The organism is uncultured Piscinibacter sp., from assembly GCF_937952055.1.
Lineage (GTDB): Bacteria > Pseudomonadota > Gammaproteobacteria > Burkholderiales > Burkholderiaceae_C > Piscinibacter.
On record NZ_CALFYO010000020.1, the window covers coordinates 184,403 to 206,529 of the forward strand.

Consider the following 22,127-nt stretch of genomic DNA (forward strand, 5'->3'; position numbering starts at 1 on the left):
TTCGACTGACATCCCGAGGGCGCGCAGCGCCGGCAGCGCGGCGCGCCAGCTCAGAACGGCAGGCAGAAGTCGCTGCCCATCGCCGTGGCCAGGCCATGGGCCAGCGCCCACGCCGACGCCCCTGCCAGCATCAGGCCGGCGATGCGCACGGCCAGCCCCTGGGCCTGTCCGGCATGGCGTCCGGCCAGGCGCAGCCACAACGCCGGCCCGAGCCACAGACCCAGCGCCGAGCCGGCGGCGAACAGCGCCATCAGCGTGGCGCCTTCGACCGGTCCGGAGCCGAGCGCGGCGACGACGAGCGCAGATTGCAGCAGGCCGCAAGGCAGCACCCCCCACATCGAGCCCGCCGCCGCAGCGCCGGCCGGTCCCTGCAGCCAGATCACCCGGCGCGCCGACGACCCGGCGCGGCCGAAGTTTTCGATGAAGGCCGGCTGGCGACCGCGTACCAACAGCCACAGGCCAAGCGCCAGCGCGGCAACCTGCAGCAGCGTCCACAGCGGCCGCAGCACGGCCACCTGGGCGCCCTGCGACGCCAGCCAGGCGACGCTGCCCGCGGCCAGTGCACCACCGGCCGCGTAGCTCGCCAGCCGCGCAAGATGGAACGCCAGCGTGCTGGAGGCCTGCGCCACGCCGCCCGCGCAACCGCGCACGATGCCCGTGCAGGCGGCGCCGCACATGGCAGCACAGTGGGGAGCGCCGGCCAGCCCCATCAACAGGGCGGTGGTGGCAAGCGCGGCGTTCATGCCTCAGATGATGCGCGAGAAGCGTTCGCGCGTGCGGTCCGCCTGCAGGTGCTTGTCGAACACCATCGCGACGCTGCGGATGAAGTACCAGCCGAGCGCAGTGACCTGGATCGCCGACGGCTCGATGACCACCAGCCCCGACTCCTCCAGCGCGCGAAGCTGCTCCAACTCGGCGGCGAAATGCTTGCGCACGTCGATCAGGTGCGCCAGCTCGATCGACTCGAACTCGAGCCGGCCCTGGCACATGATGGCCATGATGACCGCGCGGCGCAGCAGATCCTCGCGCGTCAGCGCCAGGCCGCGCACGACCGGAAACTGGCCGTGGTTCACCGCGTCGTAATACTCGGGCAGAGTCTTCGCGTTCTGACTGTAGGTGGCGCCCACGCGTCCGATCGACGACACGCCCAGGCCAATCAGGTCGCAGTCGGGCTGCGTGCTGTAGCCCTGGAAGTTGCGGTGCAACCGGCCCTGCCGCTTCGCCGCGGCGAGCGAGTCGCCGGGCAACGCGAAATGGTCCATGCCGATGTACTGGTAGCCGTGGCCGACAAAGCCGGCGATCGCCTCGGACAGCATGCGCACCTTGTCGCCGGCCGGCGGCAGCGCCGCGGCATCGATGCGGCGCTGCGGCTTGAAGCGCTGCGGCAGGTGCGCATACGAATACAACGCGATGCGCTCGGGCCGCAACTCGGCCACCTCGCGCACGGTGCGCTGCAGCGACTCGGGCGTCTGCTTCGGCAGGCCGTAGATCAGGTCGACGTTGGTCGACTCGAAACCGAGTTCACGGGCCGAAGCCATCAGCGAAGCCACCATCTCGCGGCTCTGCACGCGGTGCACGGCCTGCTGGACGGCCGGGTCGAAGTCCTGCACGCCGAAACTCAGGCGATTGAAGCCGAGGCTGGCCAGGTGCGCCAGGCGTTCGTGGTTGACTGTGCGCGGATCGACCTCGATCGACGTCTCCGCCCCGGGCGCGACGCGGAAGGACTTGCGCAGCACGCCCATCACGCGCGTCAGTTCGGCGTCGCTCAGGAAGGTCGGCGAGCCGCCGCCGAAGTGCAGTTGCGATACCGCTTGACCGGCGCCGAGCCGCGCGACGTGCAGCGCGACCTCCTTTTCGAGCGCGTCGAGGTACTCGGCGGCTCGCTCATGGTGCTTGGTGATGACCTTGTTGCAGGCGCAGTAGTAGCACAGCGACTCGCAGAAGGGGATGTGCACGTAGATCGACAACGGACTCGCGCCACCGATCACGCCTGCGCCCTCGGCGCGCTGGTCGAGTGCGCGGGCATAGTCGTCAGGCCCGAAGGCGTCGACGAAACGGTCGGCGGTCGGGTACGAGGTGTAGCGCGGGCCGTTGACGTCGAGCCGGCGCAGCAGCTCTTCGGTCACGACCGGTCGATCGGTGGAGGCGGACGTCAGCATGAGACAAGACTGTGCCTTGCCCTCGGTCAAGCGCCTTGACCTGCATCAACAGCGTTCCAAGTGGCGATCCGGAGAATAATCCCATGCGATCAACCACCCCGGAAGTGATGTTCATGACCGCGTCGCCAGCCAGTCGAAACACGGACGCCGGCCGCGCGTCGGAAACCGCCACAGCCACACGAAGCACCATGAATTCTGTCGCGCCGGTCCGGGCTGAGGCCTTCAAGGTCGCATGCTCCAACTGCAATCTGCGGGAGCTCTGCCTGCCGGTCGGCCTGTCCGACCCCGACCTCGAACGCCTGGACACGCTGGTGGCCAAGCGCCGCTCGGTGACGCGCGGTGACGCCCTCTTCCGCGCCGGCGATTCTTTCCAGTCGCTTTACGCGGTGCGCACCGGCTTCTTCAAGACCTGTGTCTCGTCCGAGGACGGTCGCGACCAGGTCACGGGCTTCCAGATGGCCGGCGAACTGCTCGGCCTGGACGGCATCAGCCACGACCGCCACAACTGCGACGCGATCGCGCTGGAGGACTCGCAGGTCTGCGTGATCCCCTTCGGCCAGCTCGAGGAACTCTCACGCGACTTCACGCCGCTGCAGCACCAGTTCCACAAGATCATGAGCCGCGAGATCGTGCGCGACCACGGCATGATGCTGTTGCTGGGCAGCATGCGCGCGGAGGAACGCCTCGCGGCGTTCCTGCTCAACCTGACCCAGCGGCTGCAGGCGCGCGGGTTCTCCGCCTCCTCGCTGATCCTGCGCATGACGCGCGAGGAAATCGGCAGCTATCTCGGCCTCAAGCTGGAGACGGTGAGCCGAACCTTCTCGAAGTTCCAGGACGACGGGCTGCTCGAGGTCAAGCAGCGGCACATCCGAATCCTCGACGAAGCCGGTCTGCGGCAGCTGATCAGCAGCACCGCCTGCTGAGGCGCATCGGCACTTATCGCGGCCAGTCGCGGCCGCGGTCGGCGTTGATGTCGTCGGCGCTGGTATCGAGCAGCGCCGTCAGCGCGCCGGCGATCGCGATCACGCCCCAGAAGATCAGAAAGGTCACGGTGTAGACGGCCTGGTGCGACCAGTTCAGCGCCTCGCCGCCGAACCAGTGCAGGTCGCCCGGGTCGACGACCACGAACACCAGCATCTCCAGCACGCCGGCCATCAGGAAGGCCGGCCAGAGCACGGTCAGGGCGCGCTGCTTGAGAAAGGCACCGGAGATTCGCATGTCAGGGCCGCGGCGTGGCCGCGTGGTTGCGCCCCTGCATCGCCGGCGCCAGCGTGTCCTTCGGACTCACCTTGGGCGCAACGTCATCGCCCGGGCGGATCTCGCCCTGTGTCGTGGTCGCGATCACCGGGTCGATGTGATTCCAGGCGATGACGGCGGTGGCAATGCTGGCCACCACCACCGACAGCGGCCCGCCCACCACCATCCACACCGTCGGCACGCGCCACCAAGGAATCGGCTTGTCGTTCGGGTTCTGCATGGTTCTCGTCCCTTTTCGGTTCAACGTGGCACGACGAAGGTCGACTTCTCGTGCACCGAGACTTCGCCGCCGGAGCCATCCGGCAGCCGCGTGATGGTGAAGCGTAGCGGATGTGCACCCGGGCCCAGCGCGCCGGCGGTGGCCGGTGGCACCTGCACCGCCACCGGGACCCAGCGAGCCTCGGTCGAGCCGACCTCGACCTCGTTCTTGGAGGCGACGACGGCGTCGCTGAGGCCTTCCACCTGGATGCGGAAACGGTGGGGCCGCTCGTTGGCGTTCATCAACTGCAGCCGGTAGACGTTCTCGATGCGGCCGTCCTCGACCAGTCGCGCGAGCGCACCCCGGTCACGCACCACGTCGACGCGGAACGGCGTGCGCAGCAGCAGGCTGGCGCCGAAGGCGGCGACGATGAGGATCATGATCGCCGTGTAGATCAGCACGCGCGGACGCAGCACGCGGCGCAGCATCTGTTCCTTGGTCCATCCTTGGGCGATGCCGTTCTGCGTGGCGTAGCGAATCAGCCCGCGCGGATAGTTCATCTTGTCCATAACGCTGTCGCACACGTCGATGCATGCGGCACAGCCGATGCACTCGTACTGAAGGCCCTTGCGGATGTCGATGCCCGTGGGGCAGACCTGCACGCACAGCGTGCAGTCGATGCAGTCGCCCTTGCCGGCAGACTTCAGCGCCTCGTGACCCATCGACTTCGGCCGCGAGCCGCGCGGCTCGCCGCGCGCGGTGTCGTAGCTGATGATCATCGTGTCGTGGTCGAACATCGCGCTCTGGAAGCGTGCGTACGGGCACATGTACTTGCAGACCTGCTCGCGCATGTAGCCGGCGTTGCCATAGGTGGCGAAGCCGTAGAACAGGATCCAGAACCACTCCCACGGGCCGAAGCCGAGGGTCATGGCCTCGGCGGCCAGCGTGCGGATGGGCGTGAAGTAGCCGACGAAGGTGAAGCCGGTCCACAGGCCGAAGGCGATCCAGACCGCCTGCTTGCCGCCCTTGCGCAGCAGCTTCTCGCCGTTCCACGGCCCCGCATCGAGCTTCATGCGCTTGGCACGGTCGCCCTCGATGCGGTTCTCGAACCACATGTAGATCTCGGTATAGACCGTCTGCGGGCAGGCGTAACCGCACCACAGGCGCCCCGCCACCGCCGTGAACAGGAACAGTCCGTAGGCGGAGAGGATGAGCAGGCCGGTGAGGTAGATGAAGTCCTGCGGGTACAGGACCAGGCCGCCGATGTAGAACCGGCGGGCCCCGAGGTCGAACAGCACGGCCTGGCGCCCGTTCCACTGCACCCAGGGCAGTCCGTAGAACAGGATCTGCGTACCCCAGACGAGCACCCAGCGCCAGGTGGCGAACCATCCGCTGACGGCCCGCGCATAGATCTTCCTCTGCGCGGCGTACAGCGAAACGATCTCGCCCGCCGCATCGGGGGCCTGCGCCCCCGGGGCGGCTGCGTGCGTGTCAGACATTCACTCTTTCCATCACTGCGCCGCGCCAGGCTGCGACAGGCTCCAGACGTAGGCGCCGAGCACGTGGATCTGCTCGGGCGTGAGGCGCGAGGCCTGCTGCGGCATGACGTTGGTCTTGCCGTTGTTGATCATCGCGACGATGGCCTGCTCGCCCCAGCCGTGCAGCCAGACCTTGTCGGTCAGGTTCGGTGCACCCAGCGCCTGATTGCCCTTGCCGTCGGCACCGTGGCAGGCGGCACAGGCACCGAACTTCGGCTTGCCGAGCTGCGCCGCGAGCTCGTTGTGCGGGCTGCCCGAGAGGCTCAGCACGTAGTGGGCGACGTTCTTCACGTCCTCCGAGGTGCCGACCGCGGCGGCCATCGGCGGCATCGCCCCCTGGCGCCCGCTCGTGATCGTCTCCTTGATCTTGTCGTGGGTGCCGCCGTACAGCCAGTCGCCATCGGTCAGGTTGGGGAAGCCCTTGCTGCCCTTCGCGTCCGAGCCGTGGCAGGCCGCGCAATTGTTGATGAACAAGCGCTCGCCGATGGCCATGGCCTGGGTGTCCTTGGCCAGGGCTTCTGCCGGCTGGCTGGTGAACTTGGCGTAGACCGGCGACATGGCCGCCTGTGCCTTGGCCTGCTCGGCCTCGTACTGCCCGGCGCTGGACCAGCCCAGCTTGCCCACCGCACTGCCCAGGCCCGGGTAAAGCACGAGGTACAGGCCGGCGAACACCACGGTCAACACGAACAGGCCCATCCACCAGCGCGGCAGCGGGTTGTTCAGCTCGCGCAGATCACCGTCCCAGACGTGGCCGGTGGTGTTGTCCTGCGCCATCACCTTGCGCTTGCTGGCCACGATCAGCAGCAGCAGGCAGGCGACGAGGCCGAGGATGGTGACGGCGGCGATGAAGATCGACCAGCCGTTGTTGATGAAGTCGCTCATTGTTGGTTTCCTCCACGCGAGGCACCTTCGGCGCCCTGCTCCTCGGCGAACGGCAGTTGCGCCGCTTCGTCGAACCCTGCACGGTTGCTGCGCGACCACGCCCAGGCCACGATGCCCAGGAAGGCGATCAGCGAGAACACGGTCACGATGCTTCTGAGGTCATTGATGTCCATGGTCCGCCCCCTCACTTGGCCGCACTGGCGGTGCCCAGCACCTGCAGGTAGGCGATCAGCGCTTCCATCTCGGTCTTGCCCTTGACCTCGTCGCCGGCCTTGGCGATCTCTTCGTCGCTGTAGGGCACGCCGATCACGCGCAGCGACTTCATCTTCGGCGCCATGTCGGCCGGATCCACGTTGGACTTCTCCAGCCACGGATAGGCCGGCATGTTCGACTCCGGCACCAGGTCGCGCGGATTGATCAGGTGGATGCGGTGCCAGTCGTCGCTGTACTTGCCGCCGACACGGTGCAGGTCCGGACCGGTGCGCTTGCTGCCCCACTGGAAAGGATGGTCGTAGACGAACTCGCCGGCCTTGGAGTAGTCGCCATAGCGCAGCGTCTCCGCGCGGAACGGCCGGATCATCTGCGAGTGGCAGTTGTAGCAGCCCTCGCGGATGTAGACGTCTCGACCGGCCAGCTGCAGCGCGGTGTAGGGCTTGAGGCCCGGCGCCGCCTGCGTGGTCGACTTCTGGAAGAACAGCGGGACGATCTCGACGATGCCGCCCACTGCCACGACCAGCAGGATCAGCACGATCATCAGGAAGTTGTTGGTCTCGATCTTCTCGTGGGAGAGACCGGTGGCTTGGTTGTTGGCCATTTTGTTGCTACTCCTCGGTCTCAGGCGTGGGCAGCCACGGCCGGGATCGGCACTGGCTCGTACTTGCCGGTGGTGGCGGTCTTGATCACGTTCCAGGCCATGATCAGCATGCCGCCCAGATAGAGTAGGCCACCGAGCAGGCGGATCACGTAGAAGGGGAAGGTCGCCTTCACGCTCTCGACGAAGCTGTAGACCAGCGTACCGTCGGGGTTGATGGCGCGCCACATCAGCCCCTGCATCACGCCGGCGATCCACATCGCAGCGATGTACAGCACGATGCCGATCGTGGCGACCCAGAAATGCAGCTCGATGGCACGCACGCTGTACATCTGCTTGCGTCCGAACATGCGCGGGATCAGGTAGTACAGCGTGCCCATCGACACCAGGCCGACCCAGCCGAGCGCGCCGCTGTGCACGTGGCCCACCGTCCAGTCGGTGTAGTGGGACAGCGCGTTCACCGTCTTGATCGACATCATCGGGCCTTCGAAGGTCGACATGCCGTAGAAGGACAGCGAGACGATGAGGAACTTCAGGATCGGGTCGTCACGCAGCTTGTGCCACGCACCCGAGAGGGTCATGATGCCGTTGATCATGCCGCCCCACGACGGCGCGAGCAGCACCAGCGAGAACAGCATGCCCACGCTCTGCGCCCAGTCGGGCAGCGCGGTGTAGTGCAGGTGGTGCGGGCCGGCCCACATGTACGTGAAGATCAGCGCCCAGAAGTGCACGATCGACAGGCGATACGAGTACACCGGGCGCTCGGCCTGCTTCGGAATGAAGTAGTACATCATCCCGAGGAAGCCGGCGGTGAGGAAGAAGCCCACCGCGTTGTGCCCATACCACCACTGCACCATCGCGTCCTGCACGCCGGCGTAGGCCGAGTAGCTCTTCGTCAGACTGACGGGAATCGCAGCGCTGTTGACGATGTGCAGCAAGGCCACGGTCAGGATGAAGGCGCCGAAGAACCAGTTGGCGACGTAGATGTGGCGCACCTTGCGCACGCCGATGGTGCCGAAGAACACGATCGCGTAGGACACCCACACGACGGCGATGAGCAGGTCGATCGGCCACTCCAGTTCGGCGTACTCCTTGCCCTGCGTCATGCCCAGCGGCAGGGTCAACGCTGCCAGCACGATGACCAGCTGCCAGCCCCAGAAGGTGAACCAGGCCAGCGGCCCGCCGAACAGCCGGACCTGCGAGGTTCGCTGTACCACGTAGTAGCTCGAGGCGAACAGCACGCAGCCGCCGAAGGCGAAGATCACCGCGTTCGTATGCAGCGGCCGCAGTCGGCCGTAGCTCAGCCACGAGATGCCCAGGTTGAGTTCGGGCCAGGTCAGCTGCGCGGCGATGATCACGCCGACCAGCATCCCCACCACCCCCCACAACACCGCGGCGAGCGAGAACGCTCGTACCACGGCGTCGTCATAGACCGGCCCGCCCTTCGCGGCCGCCGACGCGGTATTGACCATCGGAAACGCTCCTTCCTTCACTGTCCTGTTTCTGGATGAAATCATTGTTCCCTGCAGGGTCATTTGCGGGCTTGATCGCTGTCAATGTTTTCCGAAAGCGGGAACGCCGGCGCGTCGTCGCTGCCGAGAATGCGCTCACCCTCGCGCTCGAGATCGTCGAACTGCCCGGCGTTCAACGCCCAGGCGAAGATGCCGATGATGGCGAACACGAGCACCACGGACAGCGGAATGAGCATGAAGAGGATGTCCATGCGGCTCAGTCCCCGGCTGCGCTGTCGGGATCGATGCGTGCGAGGCGAAGTGCGTTGAGCACCACCAGCAGCGAGCTGGAGGCCATGCCGATTCCGGCCGCCCAGGGCGGCAGCCAGCCGACCAGGGCCAGCGGCACGCACGCCGTGTTGTAGAGCGCCGCCCAACCCAGGTTCTGGCGGATCACACGCAGCGTGCGCCGGGCCTGCCGACGCGCCAGCACGACGTCGCCAAGCCGCTCGCCGAGCAACACCACGTCGGCGCCGCTGCGCGCCACCGCCGAGCCGTGCGCGAAGGCGAACGAGACATCGGCCCGCGCCAGCACCGGCGCATCGTTGAGTCCATCGCCGACCATCGCCACGCGGCGGCCCTCAGCCTGCCAGGCAGCGACGGCGTCGAGCTTGTCGGCCGGCGTGGCGGCGCCGCGCACGTCGGCGATTCCCAGGCGCCGCGCCAGCTCCGTGGCGCGATCCGGTGCGTCGCCGGAGAGCAGCGCGACGCGCACGCCATCCGCCTGCAACCGGGCCAGCGTGGCCGCCGCATCGTCGCGGACCTGCTCGCGCAGCAGGAACTCGGCGCGCACCTCGCCCACGGGGCCGAAGCACAATGCGCCGTCCGGGGTGTCCGCCGGCGCGGCGCCGACCCACTCGCGACGGCCCAGCCTCCAGGTCACGCCATCCTCGGCGTGCGCCTCGAGGCCCTGACCGGGGACCTCCTGCACATCGCCCCACGCGACGTCGCCGTGCACCGGATCGGCCGCCTGAGCCAGCGCGCGCGATGCCGGATGCGCGGACAGCGCCGCGAGCGAGGCCGCCCTGGCCAGCAAAGCCGACGCATCGTCACCCGCGTGCGGCACGCGGATGTCGCCGAGTTCCAGCTGGTCGCGGGTGAGCGTGCCGGTCTTGTCGAACGCCACGGTGTCGATGTCGGCCAGCGCCTCGAGCGCCTCGATGCGCTGCAGCAGCACGCCGCGCCGCGCCAGTCCCCCCGTCGCGGCCAGCAAGGCCGACGGTGCGGCCAGCGAGAGCGCGCAGGGGCAGGTGACGATCAGCACCGACACCGCCACCCAGATGGCACGGGACGGCTCGAGCACCGACCACACCGCCGCCGCTCCGGCAGCCAGCGCGAGCACGGCCCAGAGGAACGGGCCGGCGATGCGCTCGGCGTGCAACACCAGGCGCGGACGCTGCGTCAGTGCACTGCGCATCAGCGCCACGATGCCGGCCTGGCGCGTGTCCTCGCCGAGGCGCAGCACCTGCATGAGCACTGGCGCGCGCAGGTTGATGCTGCCGGCCACCACCTCGTCCCCGGCCTGCTTGGGCACAGGCGCCGATTCGCCGGTGAGCAGCGCCTCGTCCGCGAGGCTGCGGCCTTCGAGCAGCACGCCGTCGGCCGGAAAGGCCTGGCCGGCCGGCACGCGCACGCGGTCGCCGGCGACCAGCCGGGCCACCGCGACCGCCTCGACAAGGCCGTCCTCGCGCAGCCGCTCCACGCTGTCCGGCAGCCGTGCCGTGCCGGCCTCCAGCGAGAGCGCCACACGATGCCGCGCACGCAGCTCGAGCCAGCGCCCGCCGAGCAGGAAGAAGACGAACATGGTCAGCGAGTCGAAATACACCTCGTGGCCGAACAGGCCGCCCGGGTCGAAGGTGGCGCCGGAACTGGCGACGAAGGTGACGGCGATGCCCAGCGACACGGGCACGTCCATGCCCATGCGACGCTGCTTGACGCTGTTCCAGGCACCTGCGAAGAACGGACCGGCGGAGAACAGCATCACCGGCAGGCTCAGCACCCAACTCGCCCACTGCAGCAGGCGCAGCATGTCCGGCGTGATGTCGCCGGGCTCGGAGACGTACGCCGGCGTGGCGTACATCATCACCTGCATCATGCAGAAGCCGGCCACGAAGAGCCGCCACAGCGCCTTGCGCTGCTCCGCTTCGCGCTGCGCACGGGCGCTCGCCGCGGCATCGGGCACGGCGCCATAGCCAGCGCGGCGTACGGCCTCGACCAGCGCCGAAGCCCGCGTGCGTTGCGGATCCCAGCGCACCAGCGCCAGCGAGGTGGCGGCGTGCACACGCGCCTCGCGCACGCCCTCCACATCGAGCAAGGCGTCCTCGATCACACCGGCGCAGGCGGCGCAGTACATGCCGGACAGGCGGAACTGCGAGGTCGCCTCGCGCTCGCCGCCCTGCCCCAGCGCCCAGGTCGTGAACGACGCCTGGTTCAGCGGATCGTCCAGCGCGCGCAGGTCGGGGTCAGCCGCACCGGCGACGGCGCGTTCAGTCATTGCGGAGGCCACCTTGATAATCTACCTCCGGAACCCCACATGCGCATGACATACATCAAGCCCCGCGTGCTGCTGGCCGCCGTCCTGAGCGCGCTGGCCAGCGCCGCCTTCGCGCAGGACGCCGCCCAGCCGCGCCTGCCGACGACCCGCCTCGCGGCGGGCTTCCACCTCATCACGGCCGAGGTGGCGCGCACACCCGAGCAGCGCGCCATCGGCCTGATGCATCGCCCCAGCATGCCTGCCAACGAGGGCATGCTGTTCGTGTCCGAGCAGCCCGGCCAGCAGTGCTTCTGGATGAAGAACACGCTGCTCCCGCTCTCCATCGCGTTCATCGCCGACGACGGCAGCATCGTCAACATCGAGGACATGAAACCTCAGGCGCTGGACTCGCACTGCTCGAAGAGGCCAGTGCGTTTCGCGCTGGAGATGAACAAAGGCTGGTTCGACAAGCGCGCCATCAAGCCGGGCGCGAAGCTCACCGGCGCACCCTTCGGAAACTGAGGCGCTTGCCGCGCACGAAGAAAAAGGCCGGTCGACGACCGGCCTTCTTCGTGGGTGACGCCTGGCGCGGCGATCAGCCGAAGTTCTTCTGTGCGAACTCCCAGTTGACCAGCGAGCCGAGGAAGGTCTCGACGAACTTCTGGCGCAGGTTGCGGTAGTCGATGTAGTAGGCGTGCTCCCACACGTCCACCGTCAGCAGCGGCTTGTCGCCGGTGGTCAGTGGCGTGCCGGCGGCGCCCATGTTGACGATGTCGACGCTGCCGTCGGCCTTCTTCACCAGCCAGGTCCAGCCGGAGCCGAAGTTGCCCACCGCGCTCTTCACGAAGGCCTCCTTGAAGGCGGCGTAACTGCCCCACTTCGCGTTGATCGCCGCAGCCAGCGCGCCCTGCGGCTCGCCGCCGCCGGCGGGCTTCATGCAGTTCCAGAAGAAGGTGTGGTTCCAGATCTGCGCGGCATTGTTGTAGATGCCGCCGCTGGACTTCTTGACGATGTCCTCGAGCGACATGCTCTCGAACTCGGTGCCCTTCTGCAGATTGTTCAGGTTCACCACGTAGGCGTTGTGATGCTTGCCGTGGTGGTACTCGAGCGTCTCCTTGCTGTAGTGCGGCGCCAGGGCGTCGATCGCGTACGGGAGCGGCGGCAGGGTGTGTTCCATGGTGTTCCTCTCTTCTCTCGATGGGGTCGGGTCGGCGCGCATTGTAGGCAGGCCGGCAAGGCCCTGCCCGCGAGGTTGCTGCTTCACTCCCGGGCCGCGGCTGCCACGGCCACCACGCTCAGCTCGGCATGGCCGTCGGCCAGCGTGGCATGGAGGTCCTGGCCCACGTCGAGCTGGCGCACCGAATGCAGCACGCGGCCCTGGCCGTCGGTCAGCCAGGCGTAGCCGCGTGCGAGCACGTGCTGGGGATCCAGCGCATCCAGGCGCGGCCCGAATGCGTCGAGCCGCCGCTCGCGCGAGCGCCGGTCGACCGCGGCGCCGCGCACCAGACGCTGTGCGAGTTGGACGAGTTGCAGGCCGCGACGGTCGCAAAGATGCTGGCCGGCGCCGAGCAGGCGCTGGCCGAGCAGCGCGAGCTGCTGCCGGCGCGCGCGCACTCCTTCGGCGGGCCGGGTGAGCCGCAGCGACAGGCTGTCCAGGCGTTGCGCCTGCGTGTCCAGCATCGCGTGCAGCCGCTGGGTAGCGCGCCGCTGCAGCACGGCCAGCGTCTCCATGCACGCCTCGGTGGCCGGCGCTGCCAGCTCCGCCGCTGCGGTGGGCGTGGGGGCGCGCAGATCGGCGGCGAGGTCGGCGAGCGTCACATCGGTCTCATGGCCGACGCCGCAGACCACCGGCACGCGACAGCCGGCCAGCGCGCGCACCACACGCTCGTCGTTGAAGGCCCACAGGTCCTCCAGCGATCCACCGCCTCGGCACAGCAGCAGCGTGTCGACCTCGCACCGATCGGAAGCCGTGGTCAGCGCCTGCACCAGCGACGCCGGCGCCTCGGCGCCCTGCACCAGGCTCGGATAGACGATCACCTCGACATGCGGGCTCCGCCGCGCCAGGGTGGTCAGCACGTCGTGCAAGGCGGCGGCAGCCAGTGAAGTGACGATGCCGATGCGCCGCGGAAAGGCCGGGATCGGGCGTTTGCGCTCGGCGTCGAACAGGCCCTGCGCCTCGAGCGCGGCCCTCAGGCGAAGGAACTGCTCGAACAGCGCGCCCGCGCCTGCACGCTGCATGCCTTCGACGATGAACTGCAATTCGCCGCGCGGCTCGTAAACGGCCAGGCGCCCACGGAGTTCGACCAGTTGCCCGTCTGCCGGCGCAAAGTCGAGCAGGCCGGCAGCGCGGCGGAACATCGCGCAGCGCAGCAACGCGGCTGCGCCGTCGGAGTCTTTCAGGCTGAAGTAGCAATGGCCGCTGGATGCACGCATGAGGGCGGACAGCTCGCCGCGCACCACGCACACGGGAAAGCGCGCAACCAGTGCGTCCGACACCGCCTGCACGAGGCCGGCAACGCTCCAGACGAGGCGGCCGGGCGCCTGCGCCGCCGACTCAGCCACGCGCAAACCCAATGCCGGCGCGGGCCGAGAACTCCACAATGGGGCGCCGCGCGGCTTGGTGTGCCTGGATGCCTGTCACGGCGTTGTCATCATCGTGCAAGTACTTGATTTTCAATGACTTCTCAGTGCACAAGATTTCAGCATTCCAGCCCTGCACGTGATTTCGCGCGGCCTCACACGCGACATTCGCCGGTTGCCCACAAAGTTATCCACACCAACGGTGGATTGCCTGCGGATGCTTGGCATCCGGATCGCGCCCGAGGCGCCGGCCGTACACCCATCGACTATCATCGCGCCTCGCCAAAGACCTGACTGCTGTCTTCGAAAGGGCTCGCTTGTTTTCGATCATACAAGCCGCTGGCTGGCCGATCTGGCCGCTCATCATCTGCTCGATCATCGCGCTGGCGCTCGTGGTGGAGCGCCTGTCCAGCCTGCGGGCCGCGCGCGTGGTGCCGCCGCGGTTGCTCGAGGAGGTGCTGTCGGTGACACGCGCCAACCTCCCCTCGCCGGATGTCGTCGGCAAGCTTGCCGACAATTCCATCCTCGGTCGCGTGCTCGCCAGTGGCATCCGGGCGGTGACTGCCGAACCGCGCATCACCGAGGAGGCGCTGCGCGGCACCTTCGAGTCGGCCGGTCGTGCCGCCGTGCACCGCATGGAGCGCTACCTGAACACGCTGGGCACGATCGCACAGTCGGCGCCCTACCTGGGACTGCTCGGCACGGTGATCGGCATGATCGAGATCTTCGCCTCGCAGTCGCCTGGAGGCAGCAATCCGGCGCAACTCGCACAGGGCATCTCGATCGCGCTGTACAACACCGCATTCGGCCTCATCGTGGCGATTCCGGCGCTGATCTTCTACCGCTACTTCCGCGGCCTCGTCGACCAGTACACGCTGGACATGGAGCAGGCCGCCAACCGCCTCGTGCCGCACCTGCTGCGCTTTGCCGTGCCACGCGGCGGCGCCAGCGCCTGAGGTCGCGATGTCGCTGAACTTCCGCAAGGGCCGTCCCGAGGAACCGGAGATCAACCTGATCCCGTTCATCGACATCCTGCTGGTCGTGCTCATCTTCCTGATGGCCTCGACCACCTACTCGAAGTTCACCGAACTGCAGGTCACGTTGCCGGTGGCGGACGCCGAGAAACTGCGCGACCGGCCGCGCGAGATCGTCGTGCTCGTCAGTGCCGACGGCCGCTACGTGGTGAACCGCAAGCCGGTCCAGGGGCGCAGCGTGGAAATCCTCGCGGCCGAGCTGACCGCCGTGGCCGACGGGGCGCAGGACCTCGTCGTCATCGTTTCCGCCGACGCGACCGCAGCGCACCAGAGCGTGGTCAACGTGATGGATGCCGCGCGCCGCGCCGGGCTGCCGCGGCTGACCTTCGCGACCCAGAACTCGGGCGGCGAAACGCGCTGAAGCGCGCGCTCGCCCGTGTCGATGCCGCCCTCCTTCACCGCCGGCCTGCAGCAGGCCTGGCTGTCGCGCAGCGCCCTGGCCTGCTCGCTGCTGCCGCTGGCCGCGCTCTTCGCGGCGCTGACCGCCGCGCGCCGAGCGCTCTATCGACTGGGCGTGCTGCGCGCCGAACGCATCGATGTGCCGGTGGTGGTGGTCGGCAATCTCATTGCCGGCGGTGCCGGCAAGACACCGACCACGCTCGCCTTGCTGGCGCTGCTGCGACGCGAAGGCTGGCATCCTGGCGTGGTGTCGCGCGGCCACGCACGAACGTCGGTCGGCATCGTGCATGTCGAGCCCGACACGGCGGCTGCGGATGCCGGCGACGAGCCGCTGCTGCTGCGCCTGCGCGGCGGCGTTCCGGTGTGCGTGGGCAGGAACCGCGTCGCGGCCGCGCGGGCGCTGCGCGCCCGCCATCCGCAGGTCGACATCGTCGTCTGCGACGACGGCCTGCAGCATCTGCGCCTGTCGCGCGACGTGCAGGTGCTGGTGTTCGACGAACGGGGGACGGGCAACGGCTGGCTGCTGCCGGCCGGTCCGCTGCGCGAGCCGCTGCCGTACGAACTGCCTGCGCGCAGCGTGGTGGTGTACAACGCCGAGCGGCCGAGCACACCCCTGCCCGGTCATCTGGCGCACCGTGCGCTGGCCGGCGTGGTGCCGCTGTCGGACTGGTGGCGCGGCGCCGCGCCCCGGCCGTTGGCGCTGTGCGAGCTCGTCGGCCGGCCGCTGCTCGCCGCGGCCGGCGTGGCCCGCCCGCAGCGCTTCTTCGCCATGCTGCGCAAGGCCGGGCTGACGATCGTGGAACATCCGCTGCCCGACCACCACGACTTCGCGCGGCTGTCGTGGCCGGCCGGCAGCAGCGACGTGATCGTCACCGAAAAGGACGCCGTGAAGCTGCGCCCCGAGCGCGCCGGCGGCGCTCGCCTCTGGGTGGCGGCGTTAGACTTCCGTTTCGATGCGGACTTCGAGCGTGACTTGCTCGCGCTGCTGCCGCCACGCCCCGAACATCGCGCCTGATCCCATGGAAACCCGTCTGCTCGAACTGCTGGTGTGCCCGATCTGCAAGGGCCCGCTGGAACACCGCCGCCCGCCGGTCGATGAACGGCACGAGCTGGTCTGCCACGCCGATCACCTCGCCTTCCCGGTGCGCGACGGCATCCCGGTGATGCTGGAGAGCGAGGCGCGGCCGCTGACCGACACGCCGGCGTCGTGAGCTTTACCGTGCTGGTGCCGGCGCGTCTGGCCTCGACGCGCCTGCCGAACAAGCCGCTGGCCGACATCGCCGGGCTGCCGATGATCGTGCGCGTCGCGCAACGGGCGGCAGGCTCGTCCGCCGCGGCGGTGGTGGTGGCGGCGGACCATGCGGACATCGTCGCTGCCTGCTCCGCGCACGGCGTGCGCGTCGTGCTCACCCGTACCGATCACACCACCGGCAGCGACCGCCTTGCCGAGGCCTGCGAACAGCTCGGCCTCGACGGCGACGACGTGGTGGTCAACGTGCAGGGCGACGAACCGCTGATCGAGCCGACGCTCGTCGATGCCTGCGCCGCGCTGCTCGGCGTGCGCGCCGACTGCGTGATGAGCACCGCCGCGCATCCGATCGCGTCGCGCGCCGAACTCGACAACCCCAACGTGGTGAAGGTCGTTCTCGACGCGGCGGGTCGCGCACTCTACTTCTCGCGCGCGCCCATCCCCTGGTGGCGCGACGGGCGAGCGGCGCAGACGGCACAGCTGCAATCGCCGGCGCCGCTGCGCCATGTCGGTCTGTACGGCTACCGGGCCGGCTTCCTGCGACGCTTCCCGGCGCTCGAGCCGGCACCTTTGGAGAGGCTCGAGTCTCTCGAGCAGCTGCGCGTGCTCTGGCACGGCCAGCGCATCGCGGTGCATGTCACCGAGCATGCACCCGGCCCCGGCGTCGACACGCCCGAAGACCTCGAACGCGTGCGCGCGCTGTTCACGTCCTGAGCCCTCGGCGCCACGAGGGAAGCGTCAGTTTCACGCAGGGACACGCGTGTTATTCTCGTTTTGATCCGGTTCGACGAGGTGCCCTGCATCGTCGTGACCCGCAGCACAAAGACAAACGAGGCAATCCCATGAGACTCATCCTGTTGGGCGCACCCGGCGCCGGCAAGGGCACCCAGGCAGCGTTCATCTGCAAGCACTTCGGCATCCCGCAGATCTCCACCGGCGACATGCTGCGCGCAGCGGTGAAGGCCGGTACCGAGCTCGGCATCGCCGCCAAGCGTGTCATGGATGCGGGAGGCCTCGTCAGCGACGACATCATCATCGGCCTCGTCAAGGAACGCATCACGCAGCCGGACTGCGCGAACGGGTTTCTCTTCGACGGCTTTCCGCGCACCATCCCTCAGGCCGACGCGATGAAGAGCGCTGGGGTCAAGCTCGACATCGTGCTCGAGATCGACGTGCCGGACGCTGCCATCATCGAGCGCATGAGCGGCCGCCGCGTGCACGTGGCGTCGGGCCGCACCTACCATGTCAAGTTCAACCCGCCCAAGGTGGCGGGCAAGGACGACGAGACCGGCGAAGACCTGATCCAGCGCGACGACGACAAGGAAGAGACGGTGCGCAGGCGGCTCGAGATCTACCAGAACCAGACGCGCCCGCTGGTCGAGTACTACACCCGCTGGGCCGCCACGGGAGAAGCAGGCGCACCGCGCTATCGCAAGATCGACGGCACCGGCAGCGTCGACGAGATCACCGCGCGCGCGCTGGCCGCGCTGAACTGAGGAAGGGACTCATGGACATCGCAGGCAAGGTCTTCATCGTCACCGGCGGCGCATCCGGCCTGGGCGAAGGCACGGCGCGCATGCTCGCCGCGAATGGCGGCAAGGTGGTCATCGCCGATCTGCAGGCCGACAAGGGCGAGGCGCTGGCCAAGGAACTCGGTGGCGTGTTCGTCAAGTGCGACGTCAGCCAGGAGGCCGACGGCCAGGCCGCCGTCGCCGCGGCCCTGAAGCTCGGCAAGCTGATGGGACTGGTCAACTGCGCGGGCATCGCGCCGGCGGCAAAGACGGTCGGCAAGGATGGCGCGCATGCGCTCTCGCTGTTCGCCAAGGTCGTCAACGTCAACCTGGTCGGCAGCTTCAACATGATCCGTCTTGCCGCCGAAGCGATGGCGAAGAACGAACCCGAGCCCACCGGCGAGCGCGGCGTGCTGATCTCCACCGCCAGCGTGGCCGCCTACGACGGCCAGATCGGCCAGGCGGCCTACTCGGCATCGAAGGGCGGCGTGGTCGGCATGACGCTGCCCATCGCGCGCGACCTGGCGCGCAACGGCATCCGCAACATGACCATCGCGCCGGGCATCTTCGGCACGCCGATGCTGTTCGCGATGCCCCAGGAAGTGCAAGACGCCCTCGCCGCCGGCGTGCCCTTTCCGAGCCGCCTGGGCACCCCGGCGGACTACGCCAAGCTGGTGCACCAGATCATCGTCAACGACATGCTCAACGGCGAGGTGATCCGCCTCGACGGCGCCATCCGACTGGCGCCGAAGTAGGCCCCCCGCCTCGCGGTCGCTGCGCCCCCGCCCCCGAGGGGGTGCCGTCCGGCCCCGGGACGGCCCAGCGCCGGGCGATCAGCTCTTGCGGCGCGCGTAGAGGCTCCACAGGCGTGCCAGATCGGCGGTACCGTCGGCGCCGCCGACGCTGCGCAGCGTCGCCTGCGCCTTCGGATCGCCGGCCAGCACCTGCGCGATGCCGAGGTGCAGCTTGGCGTCCTCCGGGCGCTTCAGGCCGCCCTTGGCAATGCCCTGCTGGATCAGCCGCAGCCCCTTCGCGGTGTCGCCGCCGGTGGCCTTCGCGTAGCCCAGCTTGACGAGCGCATTGCCGTCCTTCGCCGACAGCGCCTCGGCCTCCTCCGCCGCCTGCCCTGCCTTCGCCTCCTCGATCTTCCTCGTGACGAGATCACGCAGGCGCTTGTGGCGCTCCGCTTCGGCGCCCGTGCCCAGCACCCCGGAAGCGAAGCCCTTGTCCACCACCTGCCTGGCTTCGGCCTCGTGACCGGCCTGCAGCGCGAGTTGCCCCATTTCCATGAAGTCGGCGGCCGAGCTCATGCTGCCGGTGGCGAGGCTGAGCCGGTAGGTGTCGAGCACCAGCCGGTCGCTGAAGCCGGGCTTGCGCTGCATGCGGCTGAGCAGGTCGACCCAGTACTCCTTCTTCGGGTAGTAGGTCACCAGCCGCTCGAGCGCGAACACGGTGGTGCTGGAGTCCTTCATCTGCGCGGCCGCGTTGAGCAGCAGGTTGAGGCGGTCCTGAGCCGGCGGCGTGCCGCTCTTCTCGGTGGCCTGGATCTCGGCAGTCAGCTCTCGCGCAGCGCCCGCGAAGTCGCCACTGAGGTACTGGCTCTGGATCAGCAGCGTGCGCATCGAGCCGCTGCTGCCCCCCTCCTTGAAGTAGCGCTGGCCCCACTGCATGGCCTTGGCGTAGTCCTTGGCGCGGTAGTAGCCACCGGCGATCGATTCGGCCATGCGCGCCTTGTCGGTCGCGGAGACCTTGCCACTGGCTGCCAGCGCCTCGAACGAGCGGGCGGCCGTCTCGACGTCGCCGGCCCCCGACGCCGCGGCGATGCGCATGCGCTCGACGAGGTAGCTCTCGTTGGCGCTCTTGCCGCTCACGGCGTCGGCCTCGCGCACCTTGGCCAGGGCGTCCTTGTACTTGCCGCTCTTGATCAGCTCCTGCGCCGATTGCAGCGGCTTGCCCACTTCGGGCCGCACCGCCTCCTGCGCCTGGGCGCCGAGGGCGAAGAGCAAGGCCGCGGCCAGCGCGGTGATTCGAAGATGCTTCATGGCGCTATTTGACGAACTGCTCGTTGCCCACCATGCCGAGCTTGGTGACGCCCAGGCGCTGCGCAGAGGCGAGCACCATCGCGACCGACTTGTACTCGACCAGCTTGTTCGGCCGGATGTGCACCTCGGGCTGGTCGGCTTCGGCCGCGACCTGCGCGAGGCGCGCCTCGAGCGCGCTGCGGTCGGCAAGCGCCTCGCCGTTCCACAGCACGGTGCCATCGAAGTCGACGTCGATCGTCACCACGACCGGCTCCCGCGTGGCCGGCGGCGGCGTGCCCGACGGCATGTTGAGATTCACGCTGTGCAGCTGGATCGGGATGGTGATGATCAGCATGATCAGCAGCACCAGCATCACGTCGATCAGGGGCGTGGTGTTGATGTCGACCATCACGTCCGGGTCGCCCGAGCCGGAGCCCGAGCCGATGTTCATTCCCATGCGTTCACCCCTTCGGCGGCGGTTCGGTCACGAAGCTGATCTTGGCGATCGCTGCGCGCTGACAGGCGAAGACCACGCGCCCGATCGACTCGTAGCGCGCCTTCTCGTCGCCGCGAATGTGCACCTCGGGCTGCGGGTTCATCACCGCCACCTTCTTGAGGCGCTCGAACAGCGCGTCGCTGTCGCTCACTTGCTGGTTGTTCCAGAACACGTCGCCGTCGCGATTGACCGAGATCTCGATGTTCTCGGGCTTCGTCTGGCGAGCGATGTTCGTCTCCTGGGGCAGCTGCATCGCAATGGACTGCGTCACCACCGGGATGGTGATGAGGAAGATGATCAGCAGCACCAGCATCACGTCGACGAGCGGCGTGGTGTTGATGGTGCTGTTGACTTCGTCCTCGTCGCCGCCCGAGCCTACGTTCATGGCCATGGCGCTTCTCCTGGTCGGCCCGCGATCAGCGCGCCTGCTTGGCGCCCATCAGCACGCCGTGCACGTCGGCCGCGAAGCCGCGCACCGAGTCCATCGTCACCTTGTTGCGACGCACCAGCCAGTTGTAGCCGAGCACCGCAGGCACGGCGACGGCCAGGCCGATGGCGGTCATCAGCAGGGCCTCGCCCACGGGGCCGGCGACCTTGTCGATGCTGGCCTGCCCGGCGATGCCGATCGCGGTCAGCGCGTTCAGGATGCCCCACACCGTGCCGAACAGTCCGATGAACGGAGCCGTCGAACCCACGGTGGCCAGGAAGGCCAGTCCATCCTGCAGGCGAGACTGCACTTCCTCGACGGCACGCTGCACGCTCATCGACACCCAGGTGTTGCGGTCGATGTTCTCGGTGAGCGCGCCCTCGTGGTGGTCGCCCGCCTCGATGGCCGTCTCGGCGATGAAGCGGAAGGCGCTGCCGTCCTTCAGCTTCTTGGTGGCCTCCTGCAGGCTGGCGGCCTTGAAGAAGCCGCCGCGCGCCGCCTTGGCCTCGCCGCTGATCTTCAGGCTCTCGTACAGCTTGGTGACGAGGATGTACCAGCTGCCCATGCTCATGATCACGAGGATGATCAGCGTGCCCTTGGCGACGAAGTCGCCCTGGGCCCACAGCGCCTTCAGACCATAGGGATTCTCGACCTCTTCCTTGCTGACGCTGGGTACCGGCGCGGCAACCGGCGCAGCGGTTTCCTGGGGCGCCGCTTCAGTCGGCGCGGAGGCGGGCGCCGCCTCGGGCGCGGAGGCCTGCGCGAAGACGGTCTGCGGCGCCAGGCCGACGAACAGCGAGAGGACGGAAGCGATGATGTATTGACGCAATGACATGGTTCTCTTTCTGGGTGTGCAGAGAAATGGAAAGGCGAGCGATGGGCCGGGATCGGGCCGCGCTCAGTCCAGCTTGTAGAGGAACGGCACCTGGACGACCACGTCCTGGCCTTGTCCTTGGCAGGTGTACTCCTGCACGATCTGCGTCGCGGCGCGCGCGAAGATCGGATGCGACGAGCGCAGTGCCTTGACGTTCTTCACCTCGCCGTTGGGGCCGAGCGTGAACTGCATCAGCACCTCGCCCCGTTCGAGGCCGGCGCGGGCCGCATCGCGCGGGAACGACGCATCGCCCATTTTCTGTCGATAGTTGGAGCAGGCGACCGCGGCGGAAACCGGCGCCGGCGCAGCGGGCGGCGGTGCAGGCGCAACCACCACCGGCGGCGGGGCAGGCGCGATCACCACCGGTGCGGGAGGCGGCGTCGGCGTCACGGCCGTGATGGTCGGCTGCGGCGGCGGAGGCGTCGCGATCTGCACTTCAGGCGGCGGGATGAACGGCGGCGGAGGGGCTTCGAGCCGCGGCGGCGGCGGCACCACGATCTCCGGCGGCGGAGGCGGTGCCTTGACCTCTTCGATCACCTTGGTCTCGATCGGTGCGCGCACGACCTCGACCACCTTCTTGGCGAGGCCTGTCACCAGTGCGTACACGACGAGCACATGGAACAGGATGACAGCGCCGATGCCAACGAGGTGTCGCCTCGGATCGCGCTGCCGCTGAGCGAAATTCATGTCCTGGGGTCTCCAGTTC

Annotated in this window: 27 protein-coding genes; 9 read left to right on the forward strand and 18 right to left on the reverse strand. The window is 68.5% G+C overall.

The annotated features are described in order from the left end of the window. Positions 1-50: 50 nt before the first annotated feature. Entirely contained in the window at positions 51-743 is a 693-nt protein-coding gene (locus Q0599_RS11755) for a sulfite exporter TauE/SafE family protein (RefSeq protein WP_298829651.1), read from the reverse strand. Between the two features lie 3 nt (positions 744-746). Next, positions 747-2,159 carry an oxygen-independent coproporphyrinogen III oxidase gene (hemN, locus tag Q0599_RS11760; protein ID WP_298829652.1) on the reverse strand — a complete coding sequence of 471 codons (1,413 nt, stop codon included), beginning with the start codon at positions 2,157-2,159 and terminating at the stop codon, positions 747-749. Between the two features lie 188 nt (positions 2,160-2,347). On the opposite strand from hemN, the gene fnr reads away from it, so the two are divergent. Beyond that, positions 2,348-3,082 carry a fumarate/nitrate reduction transcriptional regulator Fnr gene (gene fnr / locus Q0599_RS11765; protein ID WP_298829654.1) on the forward strand — a complete coding sequence of 245 codons (735 nt, stop codon included), beginning with the start codon at positions 2,348-2,350 and terminating at the stop codon, positions 3,080-3,082. A 13-nt stretch (positions 3,083-3,095) separates the two neighbouring features. On the opposite strand, the gene Q0599_RS11770 is transcribed toward fnr, so the two are convergent. Genes Q0599_RS11770 through Q0599_RS11810 form a run of 9 tightly spaced genes read right to left on the reverse strand, consistent with a single transcriptional unit; the run spans position 3,096 to position 10,851 of the window. Then, positions 3,096-3,377, reverse strand: coding sequence for a hypothetical protein (locus Q0599_RS11770; RefSeq protein WP_298829656.1), 282 nt, complete (start codon positions 3,375-3,377; stop codon positions 3,096-3,098). Between the two features lies 1 nt (position 3,378). Further along, complete coding sequence (locus Q0599_RS11775; RefSeq protein ID WP_298829657.1) at positions 3,379-3,636, reverse strand: nitrogen fixation protein FixH; 258 nt, start codon at positions 3,634-3,636, stop codon at positions 3,379-3,381. 20 nt (positions 3,637-3,656) lie between these two features. Further along, positions 3,657-5,114: a cytochrome c oxidase accessory protein CcoG gene (ccoG, locus tag Q0599_RS11780; protein WP_298829659.1), complete on the reverse strand. Its 1,458-nt coding sequence runs from the start codon at positions 5,112-5,114 to the stop codon at positions 3,657-3,659. A gap of 12 nt (positions 5,115-5,126) precedes the next feature. Beyond that, complete coding sequence (gene ccoP / locus Q0599_RS11785; protein WP_298829661.1) at positions 5,127-6,035, reverse strand: cytochrome-c oxidase, cbb3-type subunit III; 909 nt, start codon at positions 6,033-6,035, stop codon at positions 5,127-5,129. After that, positions 6,032-6,208: a cbb3-type cytochrome c oxidase subunit 3 gene (locus Q0599_RS11790; RefSeq protein ID WP_298829663.1), complete on the reverse strand. Its 177-nt coding sequence runs from the start codon at positions 6,206-6,208 to the stop codon at positions 6,032-6,034. Before Q0599_RS11790 ends, ccoP begins: the two co-directional genes overlap by 4 nt. 11 nt (positions 6,209-6,219) lie before the next feature. Beyond that, positions 6,220-6,849: a cytochrome-c oxidase, cbb3-type subunit II gene (ccoO, locus tag Q0599_RS11795; RefSeq protein ID WP_298829667.1), complete on the reverse strand. Its 630-nt coding sequence runs from the start codon at positions 6,847-6,849 to the stop codon at positions 6,220-6,222. A 20-nt stretch (positions 6,850-6,869) separates the two neighbouring features. Further along, a complete protein-coding gene (ccoN, locus tag Q0599_RS11800) occupies positions 6,870-8,318 on the reverse strand; it encodes a cytochrome-c oxidase, cbb3-type subunit I (protein ID WP_298829669.1) in 1,449 nt (482 codons plus the stop codon). A gap of 59 nt (positions 8,319-8,377) precedes the next feature. After that, positions 8,378-8,569: a cbb3-type cytochrome oxidase assembly protein CcoS gene (ccoS, locus tag Q0599_RS11805; protein WP_298829671.1), complete on the reverse strand. Its 192-nt coding sequence runs from the start codon at positions 8,567-8,569 to the stop codon at positions 8,378-8,380. Between the two features lie 5 nt (positions 8,570-8,574). Next, entirely contained in the window at positions 8,575-10,851 is a 2,277-nt protein-coding gene (locus tag Q0599_RS11810; RefSeq protein ID WP_298829673.1) for a cation-translocating P-type ATPase, read from the reverse strand. A gap of 45 nt (positions 10,852-10,896) precedes the next feature. Here Q0599_RS11810 and Q0599_RS11815 point away from each other — a divergent pair, with 45 nt between their 5' ends. Then, positions 10,897-11,352: a DUF192 domain-containing protein gene (locus tag Q0599_RS11815; protein ID WP_298830441.1), complete on the forward strand. Its 456-nt coding sequence runs from the start codon at positions 10,897-10,899 to the stop codon at positions 11,350-11,352. Positions 11,353-11,425: 73 nt separating this feature from the next. On the opposite strand, the gene Q0599_RS11820 is transcribed toward Q0599_RS11815, so the two are convergent. Then, positions 11,426-12,007, reverse strand: coding sequence for a Fe-Mn family superoxide dismutase (locus Q0599_RS11820; RefSeq protein ID WP_298829675.1), 582 nt, complete (start codon positions 12,005-12,007; stop codon positions 11,426-11,428). An 83-nt stretch (positions 12,008-12,090) separates the two neighbouring features. After that, entirely contained in the window at positions 12,091-13,392 is a 1,302-nt protein-coding gene (gene xseA, locus Q0599_RS11825; RefSeq protein WP_298829677.1) for an exodeoxyribonuclease VII large subunit, read from the reverse strand. Positions 13,393-13,727: 335 nt separating this feature from the next. On the opposite strand from xseA, the gene Q0599_RS11830 reads away from it, so the two are divergent. From Q0599_RS11830 to Q0599_RS11860, 7 genes are all read left to right on the forward strand, one after another. Further along, entirely contained in the window at positions 13,728-14,366 is a 639-nt protein-coding gene (locus Q0599_RS11830; RefSeq protein WP_298829679.1) for a MotA/TolQ/ExbB proton channel family protein, read from the forward strand. 13 nt (positions 14,367-14,379) lie between these two features. After that, positions 14,380-14,805 (forward strand): biopolymer transporter ExbD, encoded by a 426-nt coding sequence (locus tag Q0599_RS11835; protein WP_298830443.1) that lies wholly within the window; start codon positions 14,380-14,382, stop codon positions 14,803-14,805. Between the two features lie 21 nt (positions 14,806-14,826). Continuing rightward, positions 14,827-15,858 (forward strand): tetraacyldisaccharide 4'-kinase, encoded by a 1,032-nt coding sequence (gene lpxK / locus Q0599_RS11840; RefSeq protein WP_298830445.1) that lies wholly within the window; start codon positions 14,827-14,829, stop codon positions 15,856-15,858. A 4-nt stretch (positions 15,859-15,862) separates the two neighbouring features. Continuing rightward, on the forward strand, positions 15,863-16,054 hold the full coding sequence (locus Q0599_RS11845; RefSeq protein ID WP_298829681.1) for a Trm112 family protein: 192 nt from the start codon (positions 15,863-15,865) through the stop codon (positions 16,052-16,054). Further along, positions 16,051-16,806, forward strand: a complete 756-nt coding sequence (kdsB, locus tag Q0599_RS11850) for a 3-deoxy-manno-octulosonate cytidylyltransferase (RefSeq protein ID WP_298829683.1) — start codon at positions 16,051-16,053, stop codon at positions 16,804-16,806. The genes Q0599_RS11845 and kdsB overlap by 4 nt, the downstream gene beginning before the upstream one ends. A 128-nt stretch (positions 16,807-16,934) precedes the next feature. Continuing rightward, positions 16,935-17,588 (forward strand): adenylate kinase, encoded by a 654-nt coding sequence (gene adk / locus Q0599_RS11855; RefSeq protein WP_298829685.1) that lies wholly within the window; start codon positions 16,935-16,937, stop codon positions 17,586-17,588. Between the two features lie 11 nt (positions 17,589-17,599). Next, positions 17,600-18,358, forward strand: a complete 759-nt coding sequence (locus tag Q0599_RS11860) for a 3-hydroxyacyl-CoA dehydrogenase (RefSeq protein ID WP_298829687.1) — start codon at positions 17,600-17,602, stop codon at positions 18,356-18,358. 78 nt (positions 18,359-18,436) lie between these two features. On the opposite strand, the gene Q0599_RS11865 is transcribed toward Q0599_RS11860, so the two are convergent. The 5 genes from Q0599_RS11865 to Q0599_RS11885 form a co-directional block, all read right to left on the reverse strand. After that, positions 18,437-19,645, reverse strand: a complete 1,209-nt coding sequence (locus tag Q0599_RS11865) for a hypothetical protein (protein WP_298829689.1) — start codon at positions 19,643-19,645, stop codon at positions 18,437-18,439. A 4-nt stretch (positions 19,646-19,649) separates the two neighbouring features. Then, entirely contained in the window at positions 19,650-20,081 is a 432-nt protein-coding gene (locus Q0599_RS11870; RefSeq protein WP_298829691.1) for a biopolymer transporter ExbD, read from the reverse strand. A 4-nt stretch (positions 20,082-20,085) separates the two neighbouring features. Beyond that, a complete protein-coding gene (locus Q0599_RS11875) occupies positions 20,086-20,511 on the reverse strand; it encodes a biopolymer transporter ExbD (RefSeq protein WP_298829692.1) in 426 nt (141 codons plus the stop codon). A 25-nt stretch (positions 20,512-20,536) separates the two neighbouring features. Beyond that, positions 20,537-21,382 (reverse strand): MotA/TolQ/ExbB proton channel family protein, encoded by an 846-nt coding sequence (locus tag Q0599_RS11880; RefSeq protein ID WP_298829694.1) that lies wholly within the window; start codon positions 21,380-21,382, stop codon positions 20,537-20,539. A 63-nt stretch (positions 21,383-21,445) separates the two neighbouring features. After that, on the reverse strand, positions 21,446-22,108 hold the full coding sequence (locus Q0599_RS11885) for an energy transducer TonB (protein ID WP_298829696.1): 663 nt from the start codon (positions 22,106-22,108) through the stop codon (positions 21,446-21,448). Positions 22,109-22,127: the final 19 nt, after the last annotated feature.